13 protein-coding genes are annotated in these 22749 nt (G+C 42.9%); 12 read left to right on the top strand and 1 reads right to left on the bottom strand.

What is annotated here, in order from left to right; genetic code table 11:
- Positions 1–31 precede the first annotated feature (31 nt).
- The 5 genes from DR017_RS10475 to DR017_RS10455 all read left to right on the top strand — a co-directional run bounded on the left by DR017_RS10475 (position 32) and on the right by DR017_RS10455 (position 13082).
- Positions 32–1432, top strand: coding sequence for a cellulase family glycosylhydrolase (locus DR017_RS10475; protein WP_002678377.1), 1401 nt, complete (start codon positions 32–34; stop codon positions 1430–1432).
- A 24-nt stretch (positions 1433–1456) separates the two neighbouring features.
- Positions 1457–4513 (top strand): beta-galactosidase, LacZ type, encoded by a 3057-nt coding sequence (gene lacZ, locus DR017_RS10470; RefSeq protein WP_002678473.1) that lies wholly within the window; start codon positions 1457–1459, stop codon positions 4511–4513.
- Between the two features lie 21 nt (positions 4514–4534).
- Entirely contained in the window at positions 4535–8578 is a 4044-nt protein-coding gene (locus DR017_RS10465; RefSeq protein ID WP_002678415.1) for a hybrid sensor histidine kinase/response regulator transcription factor, read from the top strand.
- Positions 8579–8621: 43 nt separating this feature from the next.
- Positions 8622–10688, top strand: a complete 2067-nt coding sequence (locus DR017_RS10460) for a beta-galactosidase (RefSeq protein WP_002678547.1) — start codon at positions 8622–8624, stop codon at positions 10686–10688.
- A gap of 324 nt (positions 10689–11012) precedes the next feature.
- Complete coding sequence (locus tag DR017_RS10455) at positions 11013–13082, top strand: GDSL-type esterase/lipase family protein (protein WP_002678445.1); 2070 nt, start codon at positions 11013–11015, stop codon at positions 13080–13082.
- Here DR017_RS10455 and DR017_RS10450 read toward each other — a convergent pair.
- Positions 13066–14217, bottom strand: a complete 1152-nt coding sequence (locus DR017_RS10450; protein WP_002678351.1) for a glycosyltransferase family 4 protein — start codon at positions 14215–14217, stop codon at positions 13066–13068. The two genes, DR017_RS10455 and DR017_RS10450, sit on opposite strands and share 17 nt — an antisense overlap.
- 559 nt (positions 14218–14776) lie before the next feature.
- Between DR017_RS10450 and rimO the strand changes: the two genes are divergently transcribed.
- The 7 genes from rimO (at position 14777) to rfbH (ending at position 22749) form a co-directional block, all read left to right on the top strand.
- Entirely contained in the window at positions 14777–16087 is a 1311-nt protein-coding gene (gene rimO, locus DR017_RS10445) for a 30S ribosomal protein S12 methylthiotransferase RimO (RefSeq protein WP_002678510.1), read from the top strand.
- Positions 16088–16165: 78 nt separating this feature from the next.
- Positions 16166–17485: a UDP-glucose dehydrogenase family protein gene (locus DR017_RS10440; RefSeq protein WP_002678394.1), complete on the top strand. Its 1320-nt coding sequence runs from the start codon at positions 16166–16168 to the stop codon at positions 17483–17485.
- A 183-nt stretch (positions 17486–17668) separates the two neighbouring features.
- Positions 17669–18523: an NAD-dependent epimerase/dehydratase family protein gene (locus DR017_RS10435; protein WP_002678373.1), complete on the top strand. Its 855-nt coding sequence runs from the start codon at positions 17669–17671 to the stop codon at positions 18521–18523.
- Between the two features lie 6 nt (positions 18524–18529).
- Positions 18530–19519, top strand: a complete 990-nt coding sequence (locus tag DR017_RS10430; protein ID WP_002678611.1) for a 2Fe-2S iron-sulfur cluster-binding protein — start codon at positions 18530–18532, stop codon at positions 19517–19519.
- 36 nt (positions 19520–19555) lie between these two features.
- On the top strand, positions 19556–20329 hold the full coding sequence (rfbF, locus tag DR017_RS10425) for a glucose-1-phosphate cytidylyltransferase (protein ID WP_002678539.1): 774 nt from the start codon (positions 19556–19558) through the stop codon (positions 20327–20329).
- Positions 20320–21390 (top strand): CDP-glucose 4,6-dehydratase, encoded by a 1071-nt coding sequence (gene rfbG, locus DR017_RS10420; RefSeq protein ID WP_040360930.1) that lies wholly within the window; start codon positions 20320–20322, stop codon positions 21388–21390. The genes rfbF and rfbG overlap by 10 nt, the downstream gene beginning before the upstream one ends.
- 45 nt (positions 21391–21435) lie before the next feature.
- Entirely contained in the window at positions 21436–22749 is a 1314-nt protein-coding gene (rfbH, locus tag DR017_RS10415; protein ID WP_002678521.1) for a lipopolysaccharide biosynthesis protein RfbH, read from the top strand.

Below are 22749 nucleotides of genomic sequence, written 5' to 3'. Positions count from 1 at the left end.
AGATTTAAATAAATTCTTGATTTGTAAAAAAATGTTTAACATAAAACTATCTAAAATACTGCTTTGGCTACTTTGCTTGTGTGGAGCACTGGGCTTTTCGCAAGCAAATATAACAGTGAGCAAAACCCACCCGCGCTATTTTGAAAAAAACGGCGCGACGTGGATTCCTATTAGCACCAACTATCTGCCTATCCAAAACTTTGAAGAAGCTGAAAACTACTTTAAACACTTTGCCGAAAATAGCGGAAATGCGATGCGTATATGGGTAAGCACCGATTTTTTAGAGATAGAAGACCAAAAAGAAGGCAAGTACAACCCCGAGAAGTTAGCACGTATAGAACAATTGCTACAACTTGCAGAAAAATATCATATTTATATCAAATTTACCCTGCATCACTTGCGAACTATCTCCAAAAACATCTCACCTGAGGCTTCTTGGTGTAACAGTCAGGCGTTAGCGACCAAGTTCAAGAATGTAAGCGAATATGTAAGTACTAAAAAAGGCAAAAAGTCCTACTTAAAACGCCTTTCAACAATAGCCAAAAAATGTGCAAACCACCCATATTTCTACGGTTGGGAACTGTGGAATGAAATAGATGCAGTAGTCCCCGAAACAGAGTGGCTACCTTTCACCAAAGAGATGCTCGGCAAGGTGAAAAAGTTATGCCCTAATCAGTTGGTTACCCAAACCTTAGGCAGTATGCACGCCCCTTATATGGACGACTACTACAAAAAGTTAGCTGCCATCCCTAATAACGATTTTTTGAGTATTCACCGTTATTTAGACGAGGGCGACAAGTGGCAGCAATATCCTGTCGTAAAAGGAGCAATTGATTCATTAGTGAGCAATGCTGTAAATATCGGATTAGAATTTACGAAAGAAAACCCCAAGCCTATTGTCATTAATGAGATTGGCGCAGTACAGCCCAACCACGCAGGCCCCTCAACATTTTATCCCAAAGATACAGAAGGCATCTTATTACACGATTTTATTTTTGCGCCTTTCTTTTGTGGCAGTGCAGGTTCAGGCAATACTTGGCATTGGGATCATTATATCGAGCCTAACCAATTGTGGTATCACTTTGGGCGTTTCAAAAATGCTATTGAAGGCATTGACCCTATAAAGGAAGTAATGCAACCTTTTTCATTTCGCTCAATGAATGTGAATTGTTATGGCTTACAAGGAAAAACCAAAACAATTCTGTGGTGCAGAGACCTTGCTAATAATTGGAAAACAGAATTGCGCGATGGGCATCCTGCCGAAATAAAACGCAATTTTGAAATACCCCTCAGCCATATCAACAACAAATATACGCATTACAGTATATACAATCCTTGGACTGACAATTGGAAACGACATATACCTATTGAAAATAACAAGGCTTTGATTCCAGCTTTCAAACGTTCAATAGTAGTGATTTTAGAAGAATAACAAACCATAAAATAATAAACGATTATGAGAATACAACATACCCTATTCTTATTGATTTCTGCTTTGGCGAGTAGCCTCAGCACAGCACAAACCCACAATTGGGAAAACTTAGCGGTAAGCAGTATCAACACCGAAAAAAGCCATAGCCACTATGAGCCAGCTGGAAAAGTACTCCTCAATGGCAATTGGCAGTTTGCCTATTTCAAGCACCCTTCACAAGTGCCTGCCGATTTCTTTTTGGGCAAAGGCATTACCCAATGGGATGCTATAAAAGTGCCTTCAAATTGGCAACTGCAAAGCAACCGATATGACCCTCCTGTGTTTACCAATATCAAATATCCGTTTGAGATGAACCCTCCTTACACCCCTAAGGACTACAACCCTACGGGAGTGTATAGAACGCAATTCTCTTTGCCTAACAAGTGGAAAGGCGAGCAGGTGTTCATTCACTTTGCAGGAGTGCAATCGGCGATGGAGTTGTTCATCAATGGCAAGCAAGTGGGCTATCACGAAGATGCGATGCTACCTGCCGAGTTCAACATCACTTCTTACCTCAAAAAAGGAAAAAACGAGCTATATGTAAAAGTCTTAAACTGGTCGGACGGCAGTTATATAGAAGACCAAGATTTTTGGCGACTCAGCGGTATCTATCGTGATGTATACCTCTTTGCTACCCCCGAGTTGCGTATGCGTGACTTTTCGGTTTATCCTCAGCTTGATGCGCAATACCGCGATGCTACCTTGCAGGTGCAAGTAGAGGTACAGAATTTAGGCGAAAAAGTAAGCGATGCTCTTATGGTACAAACCACCCTTAAAGACAGCAAAGGCAATGTGATAGGTACCGAAAAAGCCTCTATTGCGGATATTGCTGCGGGAAAAGAAGCTACCGTTAGTACCCAAATAGCTGTAAAAAATCCGTTGAAATGGACTGCCGAAACTCCTAACCTCTACAAAGTGGAACTCAGTTTGCTCACCGCCAAAGGCAAGGTGTTACAATCGTTTACTCAAAATGTAGGATTTAGGAAAGTTGAACTAACAAACGGATTACTCCTCGTGAATGGCAAGCCTGTGAAGTTTAAAGGGGTAAACCGTCACGAGTTTGACCCTTATAACGGTCGTACTATCACCCGCCAATCGATGATTGACGATATTATCCTGATGAAAACGCACAACATCAATGCGGTGCGTACCTCACATTATCCCAATCTGCCTGAGTGGTATACCCTCTGCGACGAATATGGCTTATATGTGGTAGACGAAGCCAATATTGAGAGCCACGGATTGTGGGAGAGTGGTTACTACATAGGCGAACGCCCCGAATGGCAAAAAGATATTGTGGAGCGCAATGTGAATATGGTTGCTCGCGACAAGAACCACCCTTGTATCATCTATTGGTCAATGGGGAATGAATCGGGTTGGGGCAAAAACTTCGATGCAGCTTATGAGGCAATAAAAGCCCTCGACCCTCAAAAACGCCCTGTGCATTACGAATCTAAAAATCCTGCTTATGCGGGCGTGCTCTCGCATTACGATATCATATCTAATATGTACACCGAGCTCAACCACCTGAACAATCTCTTTACCGAAGACCGTAAACGCCCTGTGATTATCTGCGAATACGCCCATTCTATGGGTAACAGCTTGGGTAACTTCCGCAAGTATTGGGAGCTTTTTGCTACCAATGAGCGTTACCAAGGTGGTTTTACGTGGGATTGGAAAGACCAAGCGTTGCGTTGCAAAGATAAGAACGGCAAAGAGTATTGGAACATCATCAATCATATTGACAAAGCGAATGTGAACGACGGATTGGTAAATGCCACAGGCGTTCCTCAACCCGAAATGCACGAACTGAAAAAGGTATATCAGTATTTCAATGTAAAAGATATTGATATCAACACAGGTTTGGTACTCATCAGCAATAGCAACTACTTTGTAAATAGTGATGAAGTGTATTTGCAATGGGAACTTATCGAGAATGGCAAGCCTATCGCTAATGGGGTAATCAACGACTTAAACATTGCCCCTCAAAGCCAAAGAGCCCTACAAATACCTTTCGATACAAAATTAGTACAAAACGGCAAGGAATACTTTATGAATTTCCGTTTTAAGAATAAAAAAGCTACTGCTTGGGCTTCAAAAGATTTTGAAGTAGCCAAAGAACAACTCGCTTTTCCTAACTATTTTGTGAGAGAAATCGCTAAACCTTCGGATAAAAAACTAACATTTACTGATGAAGCGACAAACTTCACCGTAAAAGGCGACAATTTTACAGCTGTATTCAGCAAAAAAACAGGCGGTTTAAGTCAATTTACGCATAAAGGGAAAAACCTACTTTCGGAAGCGATGGTGCCCTCTTTTTGGCGTGTCCCTACCGATAACGATGAAGGTGGTTTTGAACACTCCTATGCCTCAGCTTGGCGTAAAGCGGGGCTAAAAGAAGCTGCGCTAACAGCTACCGAAATGAAAGCTACGCAAATAGGGGAAACCCAAGTGAAGATAGTAGCACACAACCGCATTGAAACCAAAGCGGGCAATGTCAACCAACAAGTAACTTACCTCATCAATGGCGACGGACGTATAGATATCAGCACAAATGTGGAAGTACCTGCCTCTGTGCCTCCTTTGGCAAGAGTGGGAATGCTCCTAACGCTCGACAAGAGTTTTAACAAAGTGGAATGGTACGGCAAAGGTCCTTATGAAACTTATGCCGATAGAAAAGAATCGGCTTTTGTGGGTATTCACAGCGGTGCAGTAAAGGATATGCACTTCCCTTATGTGATGCCTTCTGAAAATGGCAACCATACCGATACCCGTTGGCTCAAACTCCTTTCGGGTACTACCGAACTGTATATCAGTGCTCCTAAGCTCTTTAATTTCAACGTACAAGACTATTCGGATGACGCGCTGAACCAATCCAAAGAAACCCAAGAACTGCGCCGTGGAGACCACACTTATTTGCACATCGATGAGGCTCAAATGGGTGTAGGAGGAGACGACAGCTGGTCGCCACGCGTACATAAAGAATTTTTACTCAACCAACCCTATTATCATTACGAATTTAGTATTCAGGTAAGAAATTAGAAAATTAGCAGATTTGAAAAAATGAGAAAACTCCTCTACATAATATGGGCGTTACTTCCTGCGTTGCTCTCAGCGCAGGACTGGGCGTATCTATCCAAAATCACCACTCACAACGGATTGGTAAGCAATGAGGTAACCAGTATGTTGCAGGACTCAAAAGGCTTTATATGGATAGGCACTGATGACGGATTGCACAAGTTCGACGGTTATGATATCACTGTGTATAAGCACAATAGCACCCAGAAAAACAGTCTGGCAGGGAACTCTATCAGGTGTTTGTTTGAAGACAGTCAGCACAACCTTTGGATTGGCTTAAAAGGCGAAGGACTCAGCAAACTGAACCTGCGCACGGGTATCTTCACCACCTACAAACATCAAAAAGGGAGTAATAGCCTTAGCTATAACGATGTAGCGGGCATAGTAGAGGACGAGGCGGGTATGATTTGGATAGCCGTAGACCGCGGCGGACTGGATATGCTCAACCCCAAAACAGGAGTTTTTACTCATTATGACGTTCGAGAAAAAGGCACTTCCCAACCCCTGAACAACGCCCTTACGGGTATGGTAGCGACCAATGGCACGCTCATCCTCAGTTCGTGGGGTGGCGGGGTGTATAGCTTTAACCGCAAGGAAAAACAATTTGAACTACACCCTTATTGGTATACAAACGACACTGATGAGAAGGTATGCAAGCACATTTTCAACCTCTACAAAGACCCAGAAGGCACGGTTTGGGTATCATCGGCTCACGGTGGTTTGTATAGCTTAAATGAAAAAACAAAAAACTACCAACGTTATGCGGTGTGTGGTGCGACCCATTGCACACACAATATGAATGTGCTTTCGGTTGCCGATGACGGTCAGCACAACATTTGGATAGAGACTAACGAGGGTATCAAACTCCTCAACAAAAACACTCACACCATTACCGACTTGCAAAACTTGCAACTCGCTAATGAAAGTGTGAATCACATCTACCGAGATAAAAGCCAACTGATGTGGGTGAGTACCGCCTCAGGGATTTATTATTTTAGCCCTACCCCTGCCCAATTCAAATGGGTGAGATACAAGAATTTTCTTTCGGAAAAACAAGTGCGCGCTATCTTTAAGGACAGCAAAGGCAACCTCTGGATAGGTGGCTTAAACCATATTGATAAACTCAACCCTGATAGAAAGACACTCACCGCTTTTAGCAACCAATCCTACAACCCCAATACTCAGCTCTATCAGGCTTTTTGTGAAGATGCCGAAGGCAATATTTGGATAGGCAACTACGCCAATTACCTCATTAAGTACAACCCTTCGTCCAACAGTTTTAGTCAAGTGCCCATTCCCGTGCCTAACGGTACGAACTACACCTACCGCAACATCTATCAAATTACCAAAGATTGGGATCATTCCTTTTGGCTTGCTACCGAGTTGGGGGCAATCAACTACCAGCCCGCTACGGGCGTTTTTACCCCGCTATTCGAAAGTAAAAACATTATCTACCCCGAAGATAAAACCCACGTAATTCACCGCGACCAAGACCTGCTTTTGTGGGTAGGCACCGAAAAAGGCTTGCGTTGTTACACCCGCGACCTAAAACTCAAACACACCTATACAGCCCTAAAAAACAACACACACTCCCTGAGCAACGACTTTATTACGGCTATTCACGAGAGCAAAGACGGCACCTTGTGGATAGGCACCAAAGGAGGGCTACACAAGTTCGACAAGAAAACCGAACGCTTTGAACTCATTCGCCGTAAAGGCACCGACTATGGCGACCCTATTTTCGGTTTGGCAGAAGACAACAGTGGCAATCTGTGGATGAGTACCCCTTCTGAAATACTGAAATACACCCCAAAAAGCCAACAGTTTCAAGTATTCAACGAGTACGACGGCTTGCAAAATTCGGGCTTTCAATTAGGAGCTTTTGCACAAGCCAAAGACGGCGAGTTGCTCATTGGAGGAAAAGACGGTTTTAATACTTTCTATCCTCAACAGCTTACCCTTAACCAAACCCAACCCAAAGTAGTAATTTCCGATTTTCAAATATTCAACAAATCGGTACGACCAGAAGAAGGCGGGGTGCTCAGCGAGGTGATAGATGAGACTCAAAGCATTCACCTCAAACATTGGCAATCGGTAATATCGTTCCGTTTTTCGGCATTGAACTACCGCGCTTCTTTCAAAAACCAATACGCCTATATGCTCGAAGGTTTCGACAGCGATTGGATTTACGACACTTCCGAGCGTATCGCTACCTATACAAACCTCAACCCAGGCACTTACATTTTCAAAGTAAAAGCCACTAACAACGATGGGGTGTGGAGCGAAAAACCCTCTACAATTAAGATAGTAGTAGCACCTCCGCTTTGGCGAACAACTTGGGCTTATATCCTCTATGCCCTGCTGGGGGTGGGCTTGCTCGTGCTTATCGTGAAGTATTACACCATCAAGGAAAGAGACAAGCAGAACCTGCGCATCTCGCAATTGGAAGCCCAGCGTATGTACGAAATCAACGAGATGAAAACCAATTTTTTCTCTAACATCTCTCACGAGTTCAAAACACCGCTTTCGCTCATTGTAGGTCCGCTAAACCAAATGGTAGATGATGAGAATTCTCCTAAACAGCACAAAGAGATATATACAATGATGTTGCGCAACGCCCAAAAACTGATGCGCCTCATCAACCAATTACTCGATTTTAGAAAGTTAGAAAAGAACAAATTAGAGCTGAATTTACAGTACGACGATGTAGTGAAATTTGTGAAAGGGGTGAGTGAAACCTTTGCTTATCTGGCTTTAGAAAAACAAATACAATACACTATCAAAAGTACAATGCCCAGCTTGTGGATGCCTTTTGATGCCGATAAATTAGACAAAATTCTCTACAATCTCATCGGGAATGCGTTCCAATACACCCCCGAAAAAGGTGCTATCACGGTGCTTATTGCCACTGTGATGCAAAACCAGCAGAAGTTTTTGCAAATAAAGATAGCCGATACAGGCATTGGCATCTCCAAAGAAGAACAAAAACAGCTCTTTACCGCTTTCTTGCAAGGCAAACGCCAAAAAGAAATCCACAACGAGGGCGCTGGCTTAGGGCTCGCTTTTACCAAAGACCTCGTCGACCTACACCAAGGGCATATAGAGGTGGAAAGTGAAGAAAAACAAGGGGCTACCTTCACGGTATTGTTGCCTATTTTAGATGTGCCACAACTCCACGACGAGGCTTCTATCACCTTGCAACAGATAGACACTACCCAAGCGGTGAAAGAAATAACGCCGCAAGAAAATGCAACTGACAAGGAAGAGACTATTTTGGTGGTGGAAGACAACGACGATATGCGCGATTATATACAGCACATCCTCAGCGAACATTTCCACGTACTCTTGGCACGCGACGGCGAAGAAGGCTTAGAGTTGGCAATCGCCCACATCCCCGACCTTATCGTATCGGATATTATGATGCCCAAACGCGATGGCATTTCAATGGTAAAAGAACTGCGCGCCAACGAAAAAACAAACCATATCCCTATCATTCTGCTCACTGCCTTAGACAAGGAATCGCAAGTGGTAGAGGGGTACAGTTTGGGAGTGGAAGACTATATCACCAAACCTTTTTCGGCTAAAATCCTCAGCAAGCGCATCGAAAATATACTGCTTTCGCGCAAGAAGCTGTGGGAACAGTACAGTTCCTCCCCTAACCTGAATGTGTACCGCGAAAAACTCATTGGGCAACCTTGGAAAAAAGAGTTTGTAGATAAAGTGAACAACATTGTAATGGAACACCTCAGCGACCCCGAGTTTGGTATCAATGCTCTCGCCGATGCCCTAAATATGAGCACTAACCAGCTCTTCAAAAAGGTAAAAGCCATTATGAACACCACCCCTTACAACGTGATTGTACAAATACGTATGACCGCTGCTGCCCAACTGATGAAGCAAGGTAATTTGAACATCTCGGAAGTAGCCTATAAGGTCGGATACCAAGAGTTATCGAATTTCAGTCGCTCGTTTAAGAAGTTCTACAATGCCTCACCGAGAGAGTATTTGAAAGGAGAAAGTGAAAAGTGAAGTGTATAAGCTAATTTGATAAGTTTTATAAAAGAAAAGATAAGTGGATAAATGCTTTATCGCCTTACCTTTGCACCACAAAATGTACCACCAAAAAAGTATTTGTATGTTTTTAAAAAATTGTATATACCTTTTATGCCTTGGGATTGCCTCCATCACTACCACTGTGAAAGCGCAACCCTATGTATCACCCATTGGTGCACAGGTGTTCATAGAGCCTGGTCAAACCGATGAGGAGATAAATACTTGGTTCAAACTCCTCAGCGAGCACCAAATGAACTGTTGCCGCATTCGTATGTTTGAGAACTATATGAAGCACCCCGATGGTACTTGGGATTTCTCGCTGTTCGACAAGGCTTTTAAAGCCGCTGAGCGGTACAATGTAAAGATTGTAGGCACGCTCTTTCCCGCTGCCCCCGACAATTCATTAGGTGGCTTTAAACACCCTTATTCGCAGTCACATCTACAAGAAATTGCTACCTATATCAAGCAAGTAGTAACCCATTTCAAAACCTCACCTGCCCTCTATGGTTGGGTGTTGATGAACGAACCTGGCACTGGGGGTTGGGTGCCTAATGATGCTTTTGCCAATGCTCAAAAAAGTGAATGGCTCAAAACACTACAACCTACTGCCTACAACAGCAAAGGCTACCCACAAATAGTAGATTTTACCCCTCAACAATTCTTGTTGCACTACAACACTTGGTACCTGCAATGGATTGCCAACGAGGTGAAAAAGTACGACCCTAATGCCTATTTGCACGTCAATTCTCACCAAATATTCAGCAATATTGCCGAATACAACTTCCCAGCTTGGCGCAACTTCCTCAGTTCGTTAGGCGCTTCAGCTCACCCCAGTTGGCATTACACTATGCTTCACAGGAATCAGTACGCTACAGCTTTGGGGGCGAATTGCGCTATCATACGTTCGGGAGCAGGTGAATTGCCTTTTTGGGTAACCGAATTGCAAGGGGGTAACAACACTTATAGTGGTTATAAAGCCTTCTGCCCTACCAAGGAAGAAATCACCCAATGGCTGTGGACGAGCATTGGCAATGGTGCTGAACACATCTTGTTTTGGTGCTTGAACCCCCGTGCTGTGGGTGATGAAGCAGGTGAATGGGCGCTTGTAGATTTCCAAAACCAACCTACCGACCGACTCACTGCTGCCTCCGAAGTTGCCAAAACACTCCAGAAAATCAACAGTAGCAAATTTAAACCCGTAGTAGCCAACATTCATATCCTCTATACCCGCGAAACGCTTTGGGTAGAAAAGAAAGCGCAACTAAATGATAATACCAACAATGATTACGAGGGCAGAAATACCGGAGGTGCTATGAAATCGGCGTTTGCAATGTACGAAACCCTACTTGAAAACGGTATCAATAGTCAGTTTCAGTGCTTTGATGAGTTCAACTGGAACAAGCCCTCTTACAAAGGCGAAACCATTATTTTATCAGGACAAATAAGCCTCCCATCGCGTTATTGGGAACCCCTGCGCAACTTTGTACGCAATGGTGGCAAACTGATTATGGAAGGACTCAGTGCTTTTTACGACGAAAATATGTTTGCCCTACATCACACGGGCTTTCCACTACAAGATGTATTGGGGGGCGCACTGAAAGAAGTAAAATGCCTCCCTACCGATTTCAGTGTAAATTACCAAAACGCACCTCTGCCCGCCCATCTTTGGAAAGGCAGCATCTACAATACTCAAGGACAAATAGTTGCCCAAGAGGGAAATAATGTATTGGCAACGCGACATCACTTTGTAAAGGGGGAGACCTTTTGGTTGCCATCGCTATTGGGGTTGGGCGCTTTGCGAAGTGGCAAAGGGGAAGCGCTTTCGCGTTTGCTACTCGCCGAAGTACAACCCACTGTGCCTTTTCAGTTTGAAACTTACCAAAAAGGAGTGCAAATGTATACAATGCAAAAAGGCAATCAATATCTTACTATCCTCATCAACAAACGCCCACAAGCTACCACAGTAGCATTGCGCTGCCCCAAAGGAGTAAATCCTTCAGTTGTTTTTGCCGATAAGGGAGGAAGTGCAACAGCTAACACCGCCCGCCTATCCTCCGAAGAGACCTTAGTAATTCTTTGGAAATAAAATTTTCTAATTAATATTTGCAATTTTTGCATCGCTACACTTTGCCAAAGTCTAAACCCTTAGGCAGCTTTTCTATAACAATCCCCCCTCCGAGATTTTCCTAGTTTCTCCGAGATTTTCCTAGTTTCTCCGAGACACTCCCCCCTTATCACAACATCACCGTCAGGTGAATATTCGTGAGACAATAAAAAAATAACGACTTTTATGAGAGAACAAAACTTAGACCTTTAAAACACAAGCTCTAATGATTCTTTAGAAATAAAATTTTCCAATTCATTAATTATTTGTACTTTTGTAATTGAATAGCATTCAATTTACAACCAAATGAAAAAACAACTCCTCTTTATCAGTGCCTTAGTGCTTGGCTCTTTAGGTTGGGGACAGCAAAAAACTATCAAAGTAGCTTGCGTAGGCAATAGTATTACCTATGGCTATGGCATCGAAAATCGCGAACAAAATAGTTACCCTTCAGTGTTACAACGCTTGTTGGGTAAAGGTTATAAGGTAGGCAATTTCGGTCATTCAGGAGCGACTTTGCTCAGCAAGGGACATCGCCCTTATATTCAGCAAGAGGAATACCAAAAAGCCCTTGCTTTTGCAGGCGATATCGTTGTGATTCACTTGGGCATCAACGATACCGACCCACGTAACTGGCCTAACCACCGCAACGATTTTGTAAAAGATTATCTCACTCTTATCTCTTCTTTAAAAAAAGCAAACCCTAAAGCACGCATCGTCATCGCACGTATGAGTCCGCTATCGCATCGCCACCACCGTTTTGAATCGGGAACACGCGATTGGCACGCCGAAATACAACAAGCCATTGCACTCGTTGCTCAGCAAACAAACGCTCAGCTCATTGATTTTCACGAGCCGCTCTACCACTTCCCACAAATGCTCCCCGATGCTGTACACCCTAATGCACAAGGGGCAGCTATCTTGGCGCAAGTAGTCTTTGGTGCTATTACAGGCAACTATGGAGGCTTGCAACTCCCTGAAATCTATTCCGATAATATGGTATTGCAACACGGGCAGTCGCTGCCTTTGCACGGTATTGCTAATGCAGGCACTAAAATCACTGTAACAATAGGCAAACAGCAACTCAACACCACTGCCGATAGCAATGGCAAATGGCAAGTAACCTTAGCGCCGCTTGCTGCCAAAGAAACTTACACTTTGCAAATTACTGCCGGTAAGGAAAAACGCGTTTTTAAGAATGTAGTAGCTGGTGAAGTATGGCTTTGTTCAGGACAATCGAATATGGAGTTTGAAATGTTCCAAGCCTCAACGGGCGAAAGAGATATCCCTCAAGCCGAAAATCCTAACATCCGCTTGTTCGATATGGAAGCCCGTTGGCGCACTGATAATGCTAACGCTTGGGAGCTTTCTGCCTTGGATTCTATCAATGTGTTGCAGTACTATAAACCCGCTCAATGGGAAGTCTGTACCCCCAAAACCGTACGTGCTTTTTCGGCAGTAGCCTATTACTTTGGACGTACCCTTCAAAAAGATTTGGATATGCCTATAGGGCTCATCTGCAATGCCGTAGGTGGCTCACCTACCGAATCGTGGATAGACCGCCGTACATTGGAATACGACTTTCCGCGTATCCTCAACAATTGGCGTGAAAACGATTTTATAATGGATTGGGTGCGCCAGCGTGCAGGCGAGAATATCGCTAAAGCTACCGATAAATTACAGCGACACCCCTATGAGCCTGCGTATCTATTTGAAGCAGGCATATTGCCCTTAGCGAAGTATCCTATCAAAGGAGTGATTTGGTATCAAGGAGAATCCAATGCGCATAACAAAGATGCACATAGCAAGTTGTTTCCACTGTTAGTAAAAAGTTGGCGCACTGAGTTTAACAATCCCCAACTGCCTTTCTATTACGTGCAGCTATCGAGTATCAACCGTCCGTCGTGGGGTTGGTTTAGAGAAAGTCAGCGCCGATTGATGAAGGTAGTGCCTCACAGTGGAATGGCAGTATCCTACGATTATGGTCACCCCACCGATGTACACCCCAAAAACAAACAACCCATTGGCGAGCGTTTAGCACAATGGGCGTTAGCCGACACGTATGGCAGAAAAGTACTCCCTTCAGGACCTTTGTTTCGTTCAGCAACTTTCAATGGAAAAGTCGCTACGGTTACTTTTGATTATGCCCAAGGAATGCACTCCGCCGATGGTAAAACCTTGCGCGGTTTTGAACTTTCTGATGATAATGGGATTTTCTATCCAGCAACAGCCGAAGTTATAGGCGAAGAAGTGAAAGTAACGAGTGAGGAAGTAAGTACTCCCAAAATGGTGCGCTATGGCTTTAGCCCCGTGACCGACGGCAATTTAGTAAACGAAGCCAACTTACCAGCCAGTACCTTCACAAGCGAACCCTAACACCTGAGACCTGAGACCTATCCCCTAACACCTGATCATAAACTTTCATCAACTCTTGAAATACAGCCTCATCAGTAAAGCGTTGTGCATAGTGGTAGCCCTCGGTAATCATCGTCGTACGCAACGCTTCATCGGTAATGATGTTCACTATAGCCTCGCGTATTTCGGTAGCCGCTCGGTCTAAATTCACATAGATAGAATGACCCCCTCCTGCTTCGGGAAAACAACTGCCCTTGGAAGTGATAACGGGCGTTTTAGAAAATAAGGCTTCTATGATAGGAATGCCAAAACCCTCAAACACTGAGGGATAACAGAACACCGTTGCCAACTGGTAGATAATTGCCAAATCTTCCATTGATACGCCGCTGAGCAACTGCACACGTTCACTGAGGTTATGCAACTCACTATACCTCTTTATCTCCTCGTAGTATTGAGTGGGCTTGCCTACCAATACAAGCGACATATCTTCAAGAGGTTCAATCGCTTTCACTATTTCAAGAGCATTTTTGCGAGACTCAATAGCCCCCACATTCAGCACAAAACGATCAGGAAGTTGGTATTTTTCGCGTATAGCCGCTTTTTCTGTTGAAGTATAAGTGTTTTTAAACGCCTTGTGACAACCCTGATATACTACCGTAATTTTTTCTTCGGGAACACCCAAATAAGTGATGATATCGCGTTTCGTCTGTTCGCTAATAGCAATGATATGCTGGGCGTTTTGGGCAGCATAAAGAAACTTTTTATAGTGAATTTTTCTATCGAAATACGAATACCATTGGGGGTAGCGCATAAAAATAAGGTCGTGAATAGTTACTACCGTCGGCAAATGCTGAGCAATACCTTTGGGAATTTCTCCCGAAAGTCCGTGATAGATATCTATAGGGAGTTTTTTAGCTATATCAGTGATTTTCAAGCTGCGCCAAAGACTTTTGAATCTGCGCCAGAAGAAAGATTGAGGAGTGATTTCAGTAGTATTTTCATCAATTTTCACTCCTAAAAATTTGCGTTTTTGAGGGTTGAATAGGTACAAATGACCAACCTTATGCTCTTGGAGCATACGAATCAAGTCGCGACTGTAGTTACCCAAACCGCGAAAGTTATGAAAAGCTCGTTTGGCATCAAAAGCTATGTTCATCTGTTAAAAAAATATCATATTGTTTTATACAATCTATGTAAATCCAGCAGCGCCAGCTGCCAATTCGTGAGATAATATTCTAAATAATATAAAGAATTTTATATAATCTCAAATTCGTGAAAATTCGTGAGATTCGTGGGAGAGTATTTACTTTATTTTTCCTATGAAATTCAAAAACCGTGTATTCCAAATTGGTGTAGGTTACAAATTCCAAAACTAAACCTCACAAGTAATAATTACCAAAAGCTGTCTAAACCCTTAGGCAGCCTTTTCTATAACAATCCCCCTCCGAGATTCTCCTAGTTTCTCCAAGACACTCCCCCCTTATCACAACATCACCGTCAGGTGAAAATTCGCGCAATTCACGGGAGACTTTCTAAACATCAGCGTTTCTCAGATACCCTCAGAGCACCCCAAAAACTCATTCCCCTGACACCTGTCCCCTGACACCTGTCCCCTGACCCCTATCACCTAAACCTCGCCGCAAAGATACAAATAATCAGCAAATTGGCAAATTGACAAATTATCCGTACTTTTGCGCCCTGAAACAAACTGAAGAATGCGAACAAGATCAATAAAAAAGAATACTATCAATGTGGTAACCCTTGGTTGCTCTAAAAACGTGTATGACAGCGAAGTGCTAATGGGACAGTTAAAGGCTGGTGGCAAGGAAGTAGTACACGAAAAAGAAGGTAACATAGTGGTTATCAACACTTGCGGGTTTATCAACAACGCCAAAGAAGAGAGCATCAACACCATATTAGACTATGTGCAGCAAAAAGAAGCAGGATTAGTGGATAAAGTCTTTGTAATGGGCTGCCTTTCCGAACGCTATAAACCAGATTTAGAAAAAGAAATCCCCGATGTTGATCAATATTTTGGCACTAGCGAATTACCTGCTCTACTCAAAGTTCTCGGCGCCGACTATAAACACGAACTCATAGGCGAACGACTCACTACTACACCTAAAAATTACGCCTATCTTAAAATATCCGAAGGATGCGACCGCCCTTGTAGTTTTTGTGCTATTCCACTAATGCGTGGCGCTCATATCTCTACCTCCATTAAGGATTTGGTAACCGAAGCCGAAAAACTCGCTGCCAAAGGTGTAAAAGAACTCATTCTCATCGCTCAGGATATCACCTATTACGGCTTAGACCTATACAAAAAACGCGCTCTTGCCGACCTATTGCGCGCCTTGGTAAAAGTTGAAGGGATTGAGTGGATACGCATTCACTACGCCTTCCCCACAGGTTTCCCAATGGACGTGCTTGAAGTGATGAAAGCCGAACCTAAGATATGTAATTATTTAGATATCCCACTACAGCATATTTCCGATAAGATTCTCACCAGTATGAAACGCGGCACCACCCAAGAGAAGACCACCAAGCTCCTCAAAAAATTCCGCGAGGCAGTCCCCGAAATGGCAATACGCACCACATTGATTGTAGGTTACCCTGGCGAAACCGAAGAAGATTTTCAGGCACTTAAAGAATTTGTTAAAGCAATGCGTTTTGATCGCCTCGGTTGTTTTACCTATAGCCACGAAGAGAATACTACAGCCTATGAGTTAGCCGACGATGTACCTGAAGAAGTAAAGCTACAACGTGCCAATGAAATTATGGAATTGCAATCGCAAATATCGTGGGAATTGAACCAAGCGAAAGTAGGAAAAGTCTTTCGTTGCCTCATCGACCGCAAAGAAGGCAATTACTTTGTAGGGCGCACCGAATATGATTCCCCCGATGTAGACAACGAGGTACTCATCGACGCTAAAAAACACTATGTGAAAATAGGCGATTTTACTGATGTTAAAATTATAGAGGCTGCAGATTACGATTTGTATGGAGAACCCATTACAAATTGTTAAAATTTACTAATTCACAAATTTGCTAATTGACAAATTATTCGTATTTTTGCACCCAAATCGTAATACAGAAATTCATATATGAAGATAGCAGTTATAGGCACAGGTTATGTAGGCTTAGTATCAGGCACTTGCTTTGCCGAAATGGGTAATAAAGTAACCTGTGTAGATGTCAATACTGAAAAGATAAACAAACTCAAACAAGGGATTATCCCCATCTACGAACCTGGATTGGAAGAGATGGTACTGAGCAATGTAGCTCATCAAACCTTGTTTTTTACAACTGATATAGCCGAAGCTATCAAAGATGCCGAGGTTGCTTTCATTGCTGTGGGAACGCCTATGGGCGATGATGGGTCTGCCGATTTGCAATATGTACTTTCAGTAGCCCAAGCAATAGGCGAAACGATGCAAGGAGAACTCATAGTAGTCGATAAATCTACCGTTCCTGTAGGTACAGCCGACAAAGTGCGTGCTACTGTACAAACTGCCTTAGATAAACGCGGAGTGAATTACAAATTTCACGTAGTATCCAATCCCGAGTTTTTAAAAGAAGGTAAAGCTATTGAAGACTTTATGAAGCCTGATCGCGTGGTAATTGGAGCCGATAACGAACATGCTTTCAAGAAGATGAAAGAACTCTACAGCCCGTTTTATATGCAAAACGAACGGATGATCATAATGGACATTCGCTCAGCTGAAATGACCAAATATGCTGCTAACACTATGCTCGCTACTAAAATATCGTTTATGAACGAGATCGCCAATATCTGTGAGCGTGTAGGGGCTGATGTAAACAAAGTGCGTATCGGGATAGGATCTGATAGCCGTATAGGCTATAGTTTTATTTACCCCGGTTGTGGGTATGGAGGTTCCTGCTTCCCAAAAGATGTATTGGCATTAAAAAAATTAGCCGAAGAGGTTGATTACAAGGCAGAACTCATTGAGTCCGTTGATAAGGTGAACAACCGACAAAAATATGTGATTGCCCAAAAAGTGGTTGCCAAATATGGAGAAGACCTCAGTGGTAAAACCTTTGCTGTATGGGGGCTCTCATTTAAGCCCGAAACTGATGATATGCGCGAAGCACCTGCAATTTACGTCATTAAGGAATTGGTGAAACGCGGTGCTAAAGTACAAGCCTACGATCCCAAAGCAGTTCACGAGGCAAAAGTATGTTACCTAAAAGATGTAGAGGTTACTTATGTAGAGAGCAAATACGAAGCTCTAAAAGGAGCTGATGCCCTCATTTTACTTACCGAATGGAAAGAATTTCGCGTCCCCGATTTCGATGAAATAGCCAAATTACTAAACGAAAAAGTAATCTTTGACGGTCGTAACCAATACAATGCCTTTGAGTTACCCCAAAAAGGCTGGGAATATATACAAATAGGAGTTTAGTAGTTAGGTGAGAGTTCCCACAATTCCCATAGCTCTCACAGCTCTCACAGCTCCCATATAGCTCAAGCTTTGTCAAACTCTAATAAACTGATATTCTGTTTTATAAAATTGCCCAATCATCTAAATTTCTCAGAGTCTCTCTGAGCCCACTGATAAATCTCATTTTAATTCTGCATTTGCACAATGAAAATATTAGTAACAGGAGGAGCTGGCTTTGTAGGCTCAAACCTTTGTGAAGCCCTAGCTAAAGACCCTCAAAACGATGTCTATTCATTAGACAATTACTTTACCGGAAGCCGAGACAACCACGTGCCAGGAGTAACCTACATAGAAGGTAGTACCGAACACATTTTTGAGTTGATCAATTTCATCCCCGATTTAATTTACCATTTAGGGGAATATTCTCGTGTAGAACAGAGTTTCGACGATATAGACAAAGTTCTATTGTTCAACAAAATAGGTACGCTGAAAGTATTAGAGTTTTGCCGTAAACGCGGGTGTAAACTCGTCTATGCAGGCAGTAGCACTAAATTTGGTGATGGTGGTATAGGCAAAGATCAAAGCCCCTATGCGTGGAGCAAATCCTCTAATACCGAATTAGTTAAGAACTATGGTAATTGGTATGGATTAGAATATGCCATTGTATATTTTTACAATGTCTATGGCAAACGAGAAATACGCACCGGTAAATACGCTACCCTCATAGCTCTTTTTACTGAAAAAATGAAGAAAGGAGAGCCCCTAACGGTAGTGAGTCCTGGTACCCAACAGCGCAATTTCACCCACATAGACGATATTGTAGATGGACTACTCATCGTAGGTGAGAAGGGCAAGGGTGATGGCTATGGCATTGGTAGTCCTGAGACTTATACAGTATTAGAAATTGCACAGTTATTTGGTGGAGAGATACAAATGTTGCCTGAACGCAAAGGCAACCGTATGACTGCTGAAGTGGTTACTAAAAAAACAGAAGAACTTGGCTGGAAAGCTAAGAGGCATATAAAAGAGTTTATAGAAGAGGAAAAACATTGTCTATAATATATTTTGAACCAGTATACTATATATTTAAAAAATAATAAGTCTTATACTTGTGAAGAGAACACCTCTTTGCTACAAGCCGCTTTGGATAGTGGTATTGCTTTGGAATACTCTTGCCTCAACGCCCGTTGCAGCAGTTGCCGTGTAAAAATACTTGAGGGTGAGGTAGAGAATTTGCAAGATGAACAAGTCCTTACAGCAGAAGAAAAAGCAGCAGGCTATGTACTCTCCTGCAATGTAGTTCCTAGATCAGAAGTAGTATTAGACGTAGAAGACTTGGCAGTAACATTGCCTAAACCACAAGTAACACCTTGTAAAATCAATAGCATTACAGCACTAACCCCACATATAGTAGAAGTAGTGTTGCGTTTGCCTCCTAAGGTAGATTTTCAGTTTTTAGCGGGGCAATATGTAGATATTATCAGAAATGGACATAAGCGCAGCTATTCTATTAGTCATAGTCAGTATGAAGGTAACCACCTGAAACTCTTTATTCGCAATTATGAAAGGGGACTGTTTAGCAACTATTGGTTTAATGAGGCTAAGCCTAATGATTTGCTTAGAGTAGAGGGACCTTTGGGCACTTTCTTTTACCGACATAATGAAGTATGCACCGATATTGTATTATTAGCTACAGGTACTGGTATTGCACCTATAAAAGCCATTTTAGAACAGCTGCAAGCCAGTCCGGAATTATTAGTTAATAAAAAAGTGTGGCTTTTGTGGGGAGGAAGAAAAAAAGAAGACTTATTTTGGAAGCCTGATTTTACTTTTGGTCATTTTGAGTATATACCCGTATTGACTCGTGAGGACGATTGGCAAGGAGCAAAAGGGTATGTGCAAGAGATAGCTTCAGCGCAGGCTATCAGTTGGCCTACAGCGCAAGTGTATGCTTGTGGTAGCGAGGCAATGATACAAAGCGCTCAGGAACTTCTCACTAAACAAGGATTGAAAGAAGAAAATTTTTTCGCTGATGCATTTGTTGCAGGCAAATAAGTGATTAATTTTCAAGCAATAAGTAGATTAATTTTTATGAAAGCAGTAATATTAGCAGGCGGTCTCGGTACACGCCTCAGTGAAGAAACCGCCATACGTCCCAAACCAATGGTAGAAATAGGAGGAATGCCCATCTTGTGGCATATCCTCAAAATCTATTCACACTATGGTATCAACGAGTTCATCATCTGTTGTGGATACAAAGGATATATCATCAAAGAGTACTTCGCCAATTACTTTATGCACCAATCGGATATCACTTTCGATATGGCAAACAACGAGATGCACGTACACCAAAAACGCGCCGAACCTTGGAAAGTTACCCTTATTGATACAGGGGAACATTCAATGACGGGAGGTCGCCTCAAACGTGTTTTGCAATACATTGAAAACGATGAAGCTTTCTGTTTTACTTATGGCGATGGGGTAGCTGATATAGATATCGCTAAATTAGTGGCATTCCATGAAGCACACGGCAAGCAAGCCACCCTCACAGCTGTCTATCCCCCAGGGCGCTTTGGAGCTTTAGATATAATAGACAATCAGATTATGAAGTTTCAAGAAAAACCCAAAGGCGATGGTGCTCTCATAAACGGAGGTTTCTTTGTGCTTTCTCCCAAAGTGATAGAGCGCATCAAAGACGATAATACAATTTGGGAACAAGAACCTCTCAAAGGATTAGCTGCCGACGGACAGCTGATGAGCTACAAACACGAAGGTTTCTGGCAACCAATGGATACCCTCCGCGATAAAATGCTCTTAGAAGAATTATGGCAAAACGATAAAGCTCCTTGGAAAGTATGGCAATAGGAAAAGTAAACCCACAATTTTGGAAAGGCAAACGCGTATTTGTTACAGGGCACACGGGCTTCAAAGGTTCGTGGCTATCACTATGGCTACAACTGATGGGAGCCGAAGTAAAAGGATTTTCATTAACCCCTCCTACCCAGCCCGCCCTCTTTGAAGTAGCTAAAGTAGGTGACAATATGCAAACTGAAATAGGCGACATTCGCAACCTCCAGCAGCTATCACAAAGCATACGTGCTTTCAATCCCGATGTGCTGTTACACTTAGCTGCCCAACCTTTAGTCCGACTTTCCTACAAAGAACCTGTAGACACTTATAGTACCAATGTAATGGGTACGGTAAACGTTTTAGAAGCAGCTCGTTATGCCTCTAACCTAAAATCAGTGGTAATCATCACTACCGATAAGTGTTATGAGAACCGCGAATGGGAATGGGGCTATCGTGAAAACGAACCTATGGGCGGACACGACCCTTATAGCAATAGCAAAGGCTGTGCTGAGTTAGTAGTCTCTGCCTATCGCCGTTCGTTTTTTTATACTAACGATACCGCAGCAGTAGCCTCAGCCCGTGCAGGTAATGTGATAGGAGGTGGCGATTGGGCTGACGATAGATTAATACCCGATATCTTGCGCGCTTTCGAAAAACAACAACCTGTAATCATCCGCAACCCACTATCCACCCGTCCGTGGCAACACGTTTTGGAACCCCTTTCAGGCTATTTAGTATTAGCTGAACGATTATATAATGAAGGCAATGCCTTTGCCGAAGGTTGGAATTTTGGACCTAAGGACGACGATTGCCAATCAGTACAATGGATATTAGAGAAAATGGTACAATTTTGGGGCGAAGGAGCTCGTTATGAATGGGACAAGAGCGAACAGCCTCACGAAGCTAATTTCTTGAAACTCGACTGTTCTAAAGCTGCCACCCGACTTAAATGGCATCCTCAATGGCGACTTGCCGATACTTTAGAGAAAATCGTACACTGGCATCGCTCTTGGTTACAAGGAGCAGATATGCAAACCCGATGCTTATATGAAATCAAAGGATATATGGAATCCTAACCCCATCAGCGCAAGCTGAAAACTTTTATAATCAAAAAAGAAAATATGTCATTAGAAACAATTAGAGAAGAAATAGCAAAATTAGTAACCCAATATGCTGAAGAGGCTTACAAACCCAAACCCTTTGAAGCAGGAAAAACAGTAATCCCTCCTTCAGGAAAAGTAATCGGTGAGCAGGAACTCCAAAATATGGTCGCTGCCTCACTCGACGCTTGGCTCACCACAGGACGCTTTAATGCTGCATTTGAACAGAAGTTAGCCGCCTTCCTAGGGGTGAAATACTGCATTACAGTAAATTCAGGTTCTTCAGCTAACTTAGTAGCCTTCAATACCCTCACTTCGCCTAAATTAGGTGATCGTGCTATCAAAAAAGGTGATGAAGTAATAGGCGTAGCAGCAGGATTCCCTACTACAGTGAACCCTATTATACAGTTCGGGGCTGTACCAGTATTTGTAGATGTAGACCTACATACTCACAATGTAAACGCCGACCTTATAGAACAAGCTATCACCCCTAAAACCAAGGCGATTATGCTCGCTCATACTTTAGGGAATCCTTTCAACTTAGAGAAAATAAAAGCCCTTTGTGAGAAATATAACCTTTGGCTCGTAGAAGACTGTTGCGATGCACTCGGCGCTACTTACAACGGACAAAAAGTAGGAACTTTTGGCGATATTGCCACACTTAGTTTCTATCCAGCTCACCATATCACTATGGGCGAGGGAGGTGCTGTTTTCACTAATAATGCAGAGCTAAAAACCATAGCCGAGTCTTTCCGCGACTGGGGTCGTGATTGCTATTGCGCACCAGGGAAAGACAACACTTGCAATTGTAGATTTTCACAACAGCACGGCGATTTGCCTTTTGGTTACGACCATAAATACGTGTATTCACATATAGGTTACAACCTAAAAATCAGCGACATGCAAGCCGCTTGTGGCTTAGCACAGTTAGACCACGTAGAGGAGTTTATAGAAAAACGCCGTAAAAATTTCGCCTACCTCAAAGAGCGACTCCAAACGCTTACTGACTTTTTATATCTGCCAGAGGCAACCCCCAATAGCGACCCTTCGTGGTTTGGTTTTACTATCACCCTTAAAGAAGATGCAGGCACTGCACGGGTAGATTTGCTCCGCTTCTTAGACCAGCACAAGATAGGTACACGTTTGCTGTTTGCGGGTAACCTCACTAAGCAGCCTTATTTCCAAGGAGTGGAATACCGTGTAGTAGGAGACCTTACTAATACCGATATCACAATGAATCAAACCTTTTGGGTAGGTATTTATCCAGCTTTAGGTGAAGAACAATTAGACTATATCGCAGAAAAATTAGAAGAATATTTTGGAGTAAATTTCTAA

The sequence above is a fragment of the Capnocytophaga sputigena genome (assembly GCF_900446695.1).
Classification (GTDB): Bacteria; Bacteroidota; Bacteroidia; order Flavobacteriales; family Flavobacteriaceae; genus Capnocytophaga; species Capnocytophaga sputigena.
Note: the sequence above shows the minus strand (reverse complement) of the source record. Positions and strands in the feature narration are given on the sequence as shown.